This is a genomic window from Leifsonia sp. ALI-44-B (genome assembly GCF_001984125.1).
Lineage (GTDB): Bacteria > Actinomycetota > Actinomycetes > Actinomycetales > Microbacteriaceae > Okibacterium.
This window is the reverse complement of record NZ_MTQL01000005.1, coordinates 98,895-109,466: the sequence shown is the minus strand read 5'-3', so window position 1 is coordinate 109,466 and position 10,572 is coordinate 98,895. Positions and strand designations below refer to the sequence as shown.

Annotated in this window: 14 protein-coding genes and 1 tRNA gene; 11 read left to right on the top strand and 4 right to left on the bottom strand. The window is 61.2% G+C overall.

The window, feature by feature from the left end:
* Positions 1 to 377: NUDIX hydrolase (locus tag ALI44B_RS16340; RefSeq protein ID WP_238591951.1), on the bottom strand; the 377-nt coding region annotated here is incomplete at its 3' end.
* 783 nt (positions 378 to 1,160) lie between these two features.
* Between ALI44B_RS16340 and ALI44B_RS01140 the strand changes: the two genes are divergently transcribed.
* The 5 genes from ALI44B_RS01140 to ALI44B_RS01120 all read left to right on the top strand — a co-directional run bounded on the left by ALI44B_RS01140 (position 1,161) and on the right by ALI44B_RS01120 (position 3,715).
* Entirely contained in the window at positions 1,161 to 1,847 is a 687-nt protein-coding gene (locus ALI44B_RS01140; protein ID WP_077052963.1) for an SOS response-associated peptidase, read from the top strand.
* 329 nt (positions 1,848 to 2,176) lie between these two features.
* Positions 2,177 to 2,473 carry a DUF7882 family protein gene (locus tag ALI44B_RS01135; protein ID WP_077052962.1) on the top strand — a complete coding sequence of 99 codons (297 nt, stop codon included), beginning with the start codon at positions 2,177 to 2,179 and terminating at the stop codon, positions 2,471 to 2,473.
* Positions 2,474 to 2,487: 14 nt separating this feature from the next.
* Complete coding sequence (locus tag ALI44B_RS01130; protein WP_077052961.1) at positions 2,488 to 2,784, top strand: hypothetical protein; 297 nt, start codon at positions 2,488 to 2,490, stop codon at positions 2,782 to 2,784.
* A 238-nt stretch (positions 2,785 to 3,022) separates the two neighbouring features.
* The gene (locus tag ALI44B_RS16595) at positions 3,023 to 3,328 is read left to right on the top strand and encodes a DUF7882 family protein (protein ID WP_077052960.1); all 306 of its coding nucleotides are present in this window, start codon (positions 3,023 to 3,025) and stop codon (positions 3,326 to 3,328) included.
* A 114-nt stretch (positions 3,329 to 3,442) separates the two neighbouring features.
* On the top strand, positions 3,443 to 3,715 hold the full coding sequence (locus tag ALI44B_RS01120) for a hypothetical protein (protein ID WP_077052959.1): 273 nt from the start codon (positions 3,443 to 3,445) through the stop codon (positions 3,713 to 3,715).
* Positions 3,716 to 3,829: 114 nt separating this feature from the next.
* Here ALI44B_RS01120 and ALI44B_RS01115 read toward each other — a convergent pair whose 3' ends face one another.
* Complete coding sequence (locus ALI44B_RS01115) at positions 3,830 to 4,279, bottom strand: DUF805 domain-containing protein (protein WP_077052958.1); 450 nt, start codon at positions 4,277 to 4,279, stop codon at positions 3,830 to 3,832.
* Positions 4,280 to 4,340: 61 nt separating this feature from the next.
* The gene (locus ALI44B_RS15765) at positions 4,341 to 5,090 is read right to left on the bottom strand and encodes a hypothetical protein (protein WP_143458903.1); all 750 of its coding nucleotides are present in this window, start codon (positions 5,088 to 5,090) and stop codon (positions 4,341 to 4,343) included.
* A 671-nt stretch (positions 5,091 to 5,761) separates the two neighbouring features.
* Between ALI44B_RS15765 and ALI44B_RS16060 the strand changes: the two genes are divergently transcribed.
* The 6 genes from ALI44B_RS16060 (at position 5,762) to ALI44B_RS16590 (ending at position 9,185) form a co-directional block, all read left to right on the top strand.
* Positions 5,762 to 5,852, top strand: a tRNA-Trp gene (locus tag ALI44B_RS16060).
* Between the two features lie 217 nt (positions 5,853 to 6,069).
* Positions 6,070 to 6,513, top strand: coding sequence for a VanZ family protein (locus tag ALI44B_RS16555; RefSeq protein ID WP_083709370.1), 444 nt, complete (start codon positions 6,070 to 6,072; stop codon positions 6,511 to 6,513).
* A gap of 285 nt (positions 6,514 to 6,798) precedes the next feature.
* Positions 6,799 to 7,593 carry a hypothetical protein gene (locus ALI44B_RS01105; protein ID WP_077052956.1) on the top strand — a complete coding sequence of 265 codons (795 nt, stop codon included), beginning with the start codon at positions 6,799 to 6,801 and terminating at the stop codon, positions 7,591 to 7,593.
* A complete protein-coding gene (locus ALI44B_RS01100; RefSeq protein ID WP_077052955.1) occupies positions 7,590 to 8,009 on the top strand; it encodes a phage holin family protein in 420 nt (139 codons plus the stop codon). Before ALI44B_RS01105 ends, ALI44B_RS01100 begins: the two co-directional genes overlap by 4 nt.
* Complete coding sequence (locus ALI44B_RS01095; RefSeq protein ID WP_238591945.1) at positions 8,006 to 8,626, top strand: DUF3618 domain-containing protein; 621 nt, start codon at positions 8,006 to 8,008, stop codon at positions 8,624 to 8,626. The genes ALI44B_RS01100 and ALI44B_RS01095 overlap by 4 nt, the downstream gene beginning before the upstream one ends.
* 247 nt (positions 8,627 to 8,873) lie before the next feature.
* Positions 8,874 to 9,185 carry a DUF7882 family protein gene (locus ALI44B_RS16590; protein WP_143458901.1) on the top strand — a complete coding sequence of 104 codons (312 nt, stop codon included), beginning with the start codon at positions 8,874 to 8,876 and terminating at the stop codon, positions 9,183 to 9,185.
* A 161-nt stretch (positions 9,186 to 9,346) separates the two neighbouring features.
* Here ALI44B_RS16590 and ALI44B_RS01085 read toward each other — a convergent pair whose 3' ends face one another.
* The gene (locus ALI44B_RS01085) at positions 9,347 to 10,225 is read right to left on the bottom strand and encodes a manganese catalase (protein WP_077052954.1); all 879 of its coding nucleotides are present in this window, start codon (positions 10,223 to 10,225) and stop codon (positions 9,347 to 9,349) included.
* Positions 10,226 to 10,572: the final 347 nt, after the last annotated feature.

Sequence of the window (10,572 nt, the reverse complement as noted above, 5' to 3'; positions counted from 1 at the left end):
ATGTTCTCCGAGACCCATACGCCGAAGTGTGCGTGCGGCGTCGGCCAGGCGTAGTCGTCTTGGCGTGATTCGACGACGTTCCTTACTGCCCCAGCAAAGACGAGGCCAGTCCCGTGGCCGGTTACCTGCTCGGCAAGTTCAGTGATTGCGATCAAGCCGGTGGGATCATTCGGCTCAACCACGCGCATTGGAAGATCGAGCCGTCCCGTTTCCGACCGGGGCACACAGAAGATCTGGTCGCCCTGGCGGAGCAGGAGCCTCGCGACGCACATGGGCATGGGCGGGATACTTCGACGAACCACTTCGGCCCGGCCGTGGCGGGGAAGCCACGGAGCATTCGGCGTCACGTGGATGACAGTCTCCTCTTCAGCAATCACAACCGCGAGCGTAGCTGAGTAAGGAACCGGCGGGCCCTTCACGTCGAACCGGGAAATACTCCGCACGACCGTGTTTCACAGTGAAACCGTGCCGTAAAGCATCCCCTAACGGACAGTGTTCCAAACTGGTCGGTATCTTGTGCGCTATACTTAAAGTGGAATAGCACCTCTCCAGTTCGAGGCAGCCTTCTCGGGTAATAGGCCATAGCGGTCAGATGTCCCCGGGAGCGGATCTCACTGCACGTGTCTACTCCGGTGCAGGATCTAATCCCGTTTAATGGGATGGCGGTCCGGCCGCCCTCCACACCACGGATGGGCAAAATAAAAAAATGTCATTTCCGGCGCCGGGGAAACCGGCCCGAAATGATGCGGCAGTTTCATCCTTGTTCGATGCTCGTCCGGCCTCCCCACGCGTCGGAACACCGATCATCCGCAGGCTGAAACATACGGAGAGATCCGCGCCGAAAGTGCCCTGGTAGACCCGTCATTCAAGACCGGCGCCAAGCGGGTGGGGGGTTTGCGCCAGTTGTTGGAGACACGGTGTTTGACCTGGTTGCATTTTTTCACCCCTCACTTCAGCCCTCAACCTCACGGGCATCATTGCGGTGGGATATCTCGTGTTGATTTCACTTGTGGCATGCGTAGCGACGTTCTCGAACGCCGAAAGGAGCGAGCGAGCGTTTCGAGTACTCAAAGTTTTGACGAAGAGGAAACCTGAGCCACCTGTGCCACCTCAGTGACTCCGGGCCGTGAGGCGATCAGTCCGGCACATAGGCTGGCCCTATGTGTGGTCGTTTTGCGGTCAGCTCCTCCGGTGAAGAGCTAGGTTCCTATTTCGACGTCGACGAGCTCGACGCCTACAAGCTCGCGCCGGCATGGAATATCAAACCTACGCAGCAGATCCCCGTCGTGTTGCAGTCCGCGAAAGGTGAGGCCGAGGCTCGCTACCGGCTCGAGCAGGGCCGGTGGTCACTTCTCCCGCAATGGGCGAAAGAGCCCAAGCTGAAATACCCAACGTTCAACGCCCGCTCCGAGACAGCCGCCGAGAAGACGACGTTCAAAGCGTCGGTGAGATCGAAGCGTGCGATCATTCCCGCCACCGGTTACTACGAGTGGAAGACGGTCGGGAAGACGAAGACGCCGTACTTCATTTACGACCCGGCACAGCTGATCGCGTTCGCCGGCCTCTACACCTGGTGGCGCCCACCGGGCGGCACTGACGATGACTGGATACTCACGGCCACGATCCTGACGCGTGAAGCGGTCGGCGATCTTCAGAACATTCATGACCGCACACCCGTCACCCTCCCCCGACATCTCCACGACATCTGGCTGGACGCCGGCACTGTTGGTGACCAGGCGCTCGTCGACGCCGCAGTGGAGGCTGCGACACCCGTTGCGGCCAGCCTGCAGTTCCACCAGGTCGGCCCTGTCACTGGCGACGACCCTGATCTCATCAACCCTCTCTAGAACCTACTTTTGGGTTTGAGGTTCGGCACGCCGGCGTGACAAGGTAGCGCGGCCGCGGGCCCGCTAACGTAGCGCGACCCGCTGGTGGAGTATCCGTAATGCGCAGGCACCGCTAACTGAAGTCAAACGGTTCCTACTACCGTTATTACGGTCGCTTTCCTGGCGGAATGTGATTATGAGGCCTCGGCTGCACGCCTGCATGTGCGGCCGGGGCCTTGTTACATAGAACCCGAAAGACCTGTAGCCGCAAATTTGGGCCGGTCAAATTGCTTTTCTGTTCTGCGGCGAGGATTGTTAGCCCTTCGCCAGGAAAGAAAAGAGGCACCCCTATGGGGAAAATGACCTACGACGCATCTCTCGTCGTCGATTTCGATGATCGGACGCTCGCGCACCTACAAATCGTCATTACCGCGAAGCTGCGGCGCGGAGAAGCATTCGCTTTCTCCTGGCGCGACGACGCCGCCATCGGTGACGGACGCACCACCGTGTGGATGCACCCCACCATCTCGCTCGTGTACAAATTCCTCGGCGGACGCCCGCCGGAAATCAACAAACGGTGGGTCGACGAACTCGCGCTGAGTTCCAACTCACCCGCTGGTCTCCGAATCACGTCCGAACCGATCTGAAAAAGGCTCACACTATGAAGCGCGTCGATATCGAATACCTGGGCAACTCTTACACCCTGCCCCACACCACCGCAGAAGCCGTTCGCATAGAAATCGAAGAAGGCCTCGCCAGCGCCAAACCGTTCTGGCTAGAGGTCAACTCCGGCGAGGGAAAACCTCAACCCGTCGCCCTTCTCATCACCCCGGGAATCGGAATCACGGTTGCCGACATAAACGTGGACGAGGAAACCGGTGACATCGCCCCCCGGTCGTACGAATTCACAGGCCCCGACCACACCATCGGGAGCCACATCGACGAAGAACTCGTCTAGACAACGCCCCTCGAACCTGCGTCTCACAGACTCGCTCGAGGGGCGTCAATCGTTCTTTGCCGAATCGCTTCTCCCACATCACCCGGCTGACCGGCCATCTACCGCAGAGCCCGCGAAAGTCAGTTTTTCCCCAGATGTGGCGGCGCCGGAAGTTAGACTTGATCGATATGTGACGCGACCGCAGGCGCCATGCACGGCCGGCTCGTCTGCTCACCCGATTCTTCAGCAGGGATGTGTGATGGGCGTTTTGCGGTACGGGTCCAACGAGGCGTTTCCATTTGACGACAGGTTACTAACTCATATGAAGCTGGCGATCGTGACGAAACTTCGCCGCGGTGAATCCTTCACCCTGTCATGGGACCGAGAACCCGCCCTCGGTAGTGGCCGGTCGACGTTGTGGATCGACGCCGCGATCCCGCTGCAGTTCGAGTTCTCGTCACCGCGCGCCCAAATGAATCTGAATAAGCAGTGGGTTGAGCAGCTACTCGCGTCAGCGAACACAACCGGGAACATGGTTCCCGTGCCTGAACCGGAACCCCGCTAACCCAACGTCGCTATCCATCTGCAGCCCGGCCCTAGGTCAACGGCTTCTTAGGGTCAACCGGCTTCACGGCTAACGGATCGCTTCTTATCCTTTCTAAATCGGAAAGGGGACACGATGCAGCGCATGTTTGTGAACGTGAATAATTCGAGGTTTGTTCTACCCGAAGGCGTTGATGGCGACTCCTTGAAACAGGAGATTCAGAGCGCCGCACACACCGGCGGCGCGTTTGTCGACATTCCCCGCTCACTCCAAAGCCCCGTCAGCGTCCTCATCACACCAGCAAGCTCGGTCATGCTGTACGAAGAGCCTGACTCCGAACCGGAAACGACAGACCTCGAATCCGACGTCATCAGCGATCTCGAATGGATCAGCTGGACGGACGTCTGAAACCTCGGTGACAGCACCTACGCCGAGCCGAATCGGCGCCACAGCTCGTGACGTTTCGAAATGCGCTTTCTAACCTTGTGGGCTTCGAACTCAGCGGCCGCTTCACTGCCTCGATCAGTCGGTATCGAACCGGACGCCGTCGGTATTGGGCCGGGTGAGAGTGAGAACGAGGAGTGCAATCCACCCGAGTACCGGAATAAAAGCGATGAAAAACCATCCACCGCGGTGATTGGTGTCGTGAAGGCGTCTCCAAGTGACGGCGAGTGCAGGGATGACAGTCGCTAGCGAAAACAGGACGCCGGCCCAGGCGAAAAGGTCCGCGTGGAAACTGAGGGCCAGGATGTACCGGAAGGTATCGACGTTCCAGTTGCCGGTGACAAGGCCACTGGCGGTGTTGAGGATGACGGCGACGAGCCAACTAGTGACCATCCACCACCAGTACTCGCTGCGGCTGGCACGACCGCGGAAGGTCGCGTACTTGCGGAAAAAACGGGCGAGGGCGGCCGTGTAGGGCGCACGGTAGTACGACTGATCCAGCGGCGGTGTGCGAGCGGTGTCGTTCATTGTCTTAGTACCTTTTGTGGCAGAGACCGTGTTCGTGCGCTTCAGGGTACGTGCGGCAAGATTAATCCTCAGCCGTGTCTATTGATGGAATTGGTGCTGGGTCCCATAGGCCGGTCAGACGAAGCGCGAATGGCATTTCTTTTGTCGTTTGGGGGAACGAGGTACTGACGCCGAAGTTCAGTCCGCCCGCCGCGGGTGCTGATTCCCCTACGCTCGCGCGGGCGGGATCTTCGATAGGGTCGGCGTTTGCCGCGTTCGTGATCTTCGCATCTAGTTCATGAAGGCTGTCCATAGGTAGGCCCAGTTGCTCGAGCACCGCGCGGTAGGCTTCGCGGCCTTTTTTTGGGCCTTCGCCGGAGAGAACGTTGACCTGGAGGGTAAAGAGGCGTCCTTCTGGCACGGTGACTTCGCCTGATTTTCTGGAAGTGATCGCCTCCGTATTATCGGTGAGATCGAATATCACGGCCGAGGCCATGACTTGCACGCTGCGCCCCTCGGGCAGGATCAAGCGCACGGGATGGCCCTCGGCTGATTCTGCACTGTAGGCCCCCACGCTCTGCGAATGAGCGGGATCGACCTCGATGCCGAAGGCTGCGGCGCTCGGCGGCACTGTGAGGTCCCATACTGCGACGCCGTTGTCGTAGATGCGGGCTGTCGGTTCAGGGCCAATATGGAGGACCCCGTATTTGTCGCGCTCAAACCTATTTGTGCTCGTCGTCGGCGAACCGATTACCGGGAAACATCCCGTCAACACCAACACGGTGATGCACATCAGTACCACAGCGATGCCACCACGTTTCGACTTGACCACTTCGCCCCCGTTTCTGCGAGCTCGAGAACCCGTTGCCCCACAACTTACGGGAACACGGCAAGCGCTGAGAGCGGGTCGGCACGCGCGTCGTCTGGAACTTCGAGGTGCATGCTTCGAGAACGTATGGCTTTGATTGTGCGCCGCCGCGCACACCGCTTCCGCGTATCGCTCGATCACCCCATCCACGTCCGGATATCGTTTTCCGCGCGTGTGTTGACGCTGCGTTGGGAAGGGCGTTCGGTTGAGGTCTTTCCACGGCGCAGCTCTACAGATCCGGTCCTTGGACACATGGTGACGCGCACGGAACCGGACAAGATATCGCCGTCGGCACGTGATCTTTTGTTATGGCGGTGACAGTCGGCTATTAGATTGTCCAGGTGGGTTCTTCAACTGTGGATCGCCGGCCGTCCGCCGCAAACGATGACACTTCGGCGCGGAGCCCTGCAGCTGTCACCATGAGGGACGCGTTCACGGGGCTGGAAGAAAATCAGGTAATGCTTTTCCGGGTTGAGCAGAAGATGCGGCATCGCCACTGATCAGGGGCTCCCGGCGGTATGACACTCCTCGGGTCTCTGGGTCACGAGAATAGGTGAGAGATCAAGATGCACCGTGCTGTGTTGGGCTGCGACCAGAAGTCTGTGTGCTCACACATCTTCGGGGGCGTAGCCTGTGGACGAGGTTGACAGAGTCCGGCTTAATGTCCGCGAACCAAGTTTTCGTGGTTGAGGCGACTCATCGTGGGTTCAAATCCCGCACCTTCCGCTATGGCATGTCCCCGTTAATGAGAACGGGGGCATGTTGGGGAATTCGCCTTCGTGTGCATGCTGATTTGGCTCCGAGCGAGCCGCTTCATCTCAGCCCGCGGGGGGGCTGTCGCCGCTGCTCTCTCGGTTTATGCGGCTGGAATTGTGGCGAACATCTTCCCGGTCTTCGTTGACGCACCCCGCGGTGGCGAGCTTGAACCCCTGCCCTCGCGCTCATCCCCTTCGTCGACGACGAGGTCGGGGATGCGCTGACGAATATCGCGGTTTTCCTGCCACTCGGCTTGCTGATCCCTTTGTTGCTCGCCCAACCGTCATTGCGAATGGTGCGGATCAATACCGCCGGCGTGAGCCTTGCGATCGAATCCGGGCAGCTGGCGGCGCAGCGGTTTGCCGGCGGAGGCCATATTGCCGACGTCGACGATTTCATTTTCAACGTGGTCGGTGGAGCGGCTGGTTTCGCGCTTTTCCTACTGCTCATGCGCATTCATAATGCGTCGACATTGGTCGGCCGATTTCGTTGGGCGAGCAGCTGCGTAGATGCCGCCCGGGTGTTGTGCGTTTACCGGCGAAACAGGACAACCCTACTGGTACCAGGTCGGGGCGTCGCGGCATGCAGGACACCTCTTGACATTGATCACTTTCGAACCGTAGCCGGATAGCGGGAAGTCATTTTGAGGCTTTCTCGGTTCTTTCTCGTGAGGATATGAGTAGGCGTAGATGCCCCGCCGCGCGCTGGATACTCACCCTGGTCGGGCGTTCCACGCTGGTCTGATAGCAAGCAGATGATAGGGCTATGCGCCGGTTTGAAGGCCGGATGATATGGGGAAATCACTGCCGCTATAAGGGGATTGTGAGACATGGCCGGCACCTTCCAGAATCGTCATCACACGTTGCCCTCGACCCCCAGTCGGGGGCCATGCATCAGACGTCACGGAAGGATAACCATGACCGACGTTTACACTCCGACGAATCCGCCGGAGGACCAGAACTCCACGAGCGGCGTCGCCGACACGGCCAAAGACGTAGCCGGTGCCGCGAAGGAACAGGCGAGCCAGGTCGGACACGACGCGGCCGACTCCGCCAAGAACGTGGCCGGAACGGCCAAGGACGAAGCATCCAAGGTCGCGGGTGAGACCAAGAAGCAGGCGCAGGCGCTCTACGAGGAGGCCCGCACCCAGCTGCACGAGCAGGCCGGCGTGCAGCAGGGCCGCGTCGCCGAGGGGCTGCGCAGCATCGGCGATGAGCTGAACCGCATGGCTCAGGCATCCGATCAGCCCGGTGTCGCCACGGACCTCGTCTCGCAGGTGGCCTCGCGCACCAGCGGCATCGCCTCCTGGCTCGACGAGCGCGACCCGGGTTCGCTGCTCACCGAGGTGAAGAACTACGCCCGCCGCAAGCCCGGCACCTTCATCGCCGTCTCGGCCGTCGCGGGCCTCGTGGCCGGTCGCCTCGTGCGCAGCCTGACGAGCGAAGCGAAGGACGAGAAGGAGGCCGCGGCGTCGAGTGCGTCGAGCACCACCGGCACACCGGGCGCCTCGACGAGCGCCCCCGCGCACGCCGCTCCGGCCGTGCCCGTGACGCCGGTTCCCCCGGTGCCGCCCGTTCCCGCGTCGCCCGACGACGTCTACGGCGAGGCATCCCCCGCCTACACCGACGGCACGCCCACGCTCGACGGCGACTTCCCGCCCGTCTCGGCGCCCGCCTACGACCCGACCATCGACGACGGGCGCCGGCTATGACGGATCCGCAGCACACCCCCTCGGAAGAGAAAGCGGCGAACACCTCGCTCGGCGATCTGCTCGGTGAGGTGTCGCGCGACATCTCGGCGCTCATGCGCCAGGAAGTCGACCTCGCCAAGGCCGAACTGAAGCAGTCCGCGACGCGTGCCGGCAAGGGCGCTGGACTGCTCGGAGGCGCCGGCTACGCAGGACTCATGGCCGTGCTCTTCCTCTCCATCGCACTGTGGTGGGGCCTCGGTCACCTGATCGACAACGGATGGTCTGCCGTGGTCGTCGCCCTCATCTGGGCGATCATCGCGGGCATCCTCTACCTCCAGGGCCGCAAGAAGCTCAAGGATGTGCAGGGCATGCCGCAGACCGCCGACTCGCTGAAGAAGATTCCGGACACCCTGAAGAAGAATGAGGAAAACCGATGAGCATGCACTACGACGCCTCTGATCCCGACCAGATTCGGGCCAACATCGAGCGCACCCGTTCCGAACTGGGGAGCGACGTCGACGCCCTCGCCGACAAGGTCACCCCCTCGAAGATCGTCGACCGCGAGAAGGAGAAGCTGCGCGGCCGCGTGGATGGCGTGAAGGACCGCGTGTTCGGTGTCGCCACCGACGCCCGCGACTCGGTCCTCGGTGCCAAGGACTCCGCCGTCGGCTCGGTGTCGGGTGCCGGCAGCAGCCTGTCCGACGCCTCGCACAAGGCCGTCCACAAGGCCGAAGGCAACCCCTTGGCCGTCGGACTGATCGCCTTCGGTGTGGGGTTGCTCGCCGCATCCCTCATCCCCGCCAGCGACAAGGAGAAAGAACTGGCCTCGCAGGCAAAGGACGCCGCAGCGCCCGCCCTGCAGGAAGTCCAGGACGTCGCCAAGGGCATCGCCGAGGACCTCAAGGAGCCGGCCCAGGAGGCCGCGCACGCCGTTCAGGAGACCGCCCAGGAGGCCGCTCAGAACGTGAAGGGCACGGCGACCGACGAAGCCGAGAACGTCAAGAGCAGCGCTCAGGACGCTCGCGGCGCGGTGCAGGACCAGGCGAAGCCGTAACACTGGTGATGTAACTTCTCACACCGAAAAGAGGGTGCCGCCACAGCACATGTGGCGGCACCCTCTTTTCGGTCAGGCTGCCGATCCAGGAGAGCACTCATGCTCCGGATGTTCAGCCTATGCCGCGTCGCAGCGGTCTATATCCCTGAACATTCGGCGCGCACACCGTTAGAATTGGCTGAAATGTGACGCGACCGCTGGTGCTTTTGACGGCCGGTTTTGTGCGCACTCGATTCTTGAAGCAGGGATGTGTGTGGTGGGCGTTTTGCGTTATGGGTTGAACCAAGAGTTTCCTTTTGACGACAGGTTGCTCACGCATATGAAGCTGGCAATCATAACGAAGCTTCGTCGAGGTGAGTCGTTCACGTTGTCGTGGAATCGGGATGCCGTCGACGGTAGTGGTCGATCGACTTTGTGGATGGATGCAGCAATCCCTCTTTGGTTTGAGTTTTCTTCTCCTCGGGCCCAGATGAATTTGAATAAGCAGTGGGTTGAGCAGTTGCTCGCGTCCGCGAATGCGACCGGGACCATGGTTCCGGTCCCGGAACCGGAACGCTAAGGCTGGACCACGCGGTCACGAGAACCACGACCGCTAAGTACTCCTCCGCATAACGATCGACGTAAACAAAGGCCGCCGGACCCGAGAGAGTCCGGCGGCCTTTTCCATACCCTGTCACGTAACCGCAGGGTACGGCGGGTCGTATTTCCGTGTGTGGCGACTTACTGGAGGGCGTCCTTGACGGCCGTCTTGGCCTTCGAGTGGAGCCCGCCCGGGTCGGGCATGGTGCCGTAGAGCGTCGGGTCCGGCGTGGTGGGCGGCGGCATGGGCACGCTCGACGTGGGGCCGTCGTGGTAGGTGAACTCGCCGTGGCCGTCGGGCGTGGGGCCCGAAGCCCAGGAGCCTTCCTTGGCGGCCTGGCCGTCCGAGAAGTTGAGGTACTGGTAGGACACGTCGCGCTCCTCCTTGTCGATGGGGAACTTGTTCGGCACGGGCAGCATTTCGAGGCCATCGGTCTCGAGCTCCTTCGCGGCCGTGATCCACTGGTTCTGGTGCATCGTGTCGCGGGCCAGCAGGAACGACAGCAGGCTCTTCACACCCGAGTCGTCGGTCATGTTGTAGAGGCGCGCGACCTGCAGGCGGCCCTGCATCTCGGCGTTGGCGTTGGCCGTGAAGTCGGCGAGCATATTGCCGGATGCCGTGATGTAGCTGCCCTGCCACGGGTTGCCGTTGCTGTCCACCGGGCGAGCACCCGCGCCGGCGACGATGGCGTGCTGCACATCGGTTCCGCCGATGACGGCCGCGAGCGTCGGGTCGTTCTTGACGGCGCGCTCGGTTTCCTCGGCGGGGGCCTTCTCGAGCAGCTGAGCGATCATGATGGCGAGCATCTCGACGTGGCCCATTTCCTCGGCGCCGATGCCGTAAAGCAGGTCGCGGTACTTTCCGGGGATGTGCGAGTTCCACGCCTGGAAGCCGTACTGCATCGCGACGGTGATTTCACCGTACTGACCTCCCAGCACCTCCTGGAGTTTGCGGGCGAAAAGCGCGTCTGGCTTATCGGGGGTGGCGCTGTGTTGCAGTTCTTGACGGTGAAAAAACATGCGAAACCTTCCATTCAGTGGTGTGTGCCGAACGGGACATTCCTAACTCCGCTGTCCGGCTTCAATCACGCTAGGTCTGGCTGAGATATTCAGTAACCCAGCTGACAGACGTCATCGCCAGCAGTATCATCCCGGGCACTTATGATCGCTTCAGTTTCCGATCAGAGCCCGCTGTGCCGAAACGCTGAAGTAGATGAGCGAGTGGGGTCCCGCTCTCGGCGTTTTTGTGGGAAGCACGTTTTCTGGATATTAGCTAGCGGCCGACGAATGGTGCCAGCTCGGGGTAGCGCGGCCACGCGTTACAGGACTAAAAGCGAGTGATTCGACGTGTATCCGACGTCGAGTTG

What these genes read in the sequence shown, in the direction of transcription:
- ALI44B_RS01140 (WP_077052963.1), top strand. Translation starts at nt 1,161, where the DNA reads ATGTGTGGTCGTTTTGCGGTCAGCTCCTCCGGTGAAGAGCTAGGTTCC.
- ALI44B_RS01135 (WP_077052962.1), top strand. Translation starts at nt 2,177, where the DNA reads ATGGGGAAAATGACCTACGACGCATCTCTCGTCGTCGATTTCGATGAT.
- ALI44B_RS01130 (WP_077052961.1), top strand. Translation starts at nt 2,488, where the DNA reads ATGAAGCGCGTCGATATCGAATACCTGGGCAACTCTTACACCCTGCCC.
- ALI44B_RS16595 (WP_077052960.1), top strand. Translation starts at nt 3,023, where the DNA reads ATGGGCGTTTTGCGGTACGGGTCCAACGAGGCGTTTCCATTTGACGAC.
- ALI44B_RS01120 (WP_077052959.1), top strand. Translation starts at nt 3,443, where the DNA reads ATGCAGCGCATGTTTGTGAACGTGAATAATTCGAGGTTTGTTCTACCC.
- ALI44B_RS01115 (WP_077052958.1), bottom strand. Translation starts at nt 4,279, where the DNA reads ATGAACGACACCGCTCGCACACCGCCGCTGGATCAGTCGTACTACCGT.
- ALI44B_RS01105 (WP_077052956.1), top strand. Translation starts at nt 6,799, where the DNA reads ATGACCGACGTTTACACTCCGACGAATCCGCCGGAGGACCAGAACTCC.
- ALI44B_RS01100 (WP_077052955.1), top strand. Translation starts at nt 7,590, where the DNA reads ATGACGGATCCGCAGCACACCCCCTCGGAAGAGAAAGCGGCGAACACC.
- ALI44B_RS01095 (WP_238591945.1), top strand. Translation starts at nt 8,006, where the DNA reads ATGAGCATGCACTACGACGCCTCTGATCCCGACCAGATTCGGGCCAAC.
- ALI44B_RS16590 (WP_143458901.1), top strand. Translation starts at nt 8,874, where the DNA reads ATGTGTGTGGTGGGCGTTTTGCGTTATGGGTTGAACCAAGAGTTTCCT.
- ALI44B_RS01085 (WP_077052954.1), bottom strand. Translation starts at nt 10,225, where the DNA reads ATGTTTTTTCACCGTCAAGAACTGCAACACAGCGCCACCCCCGATAAG.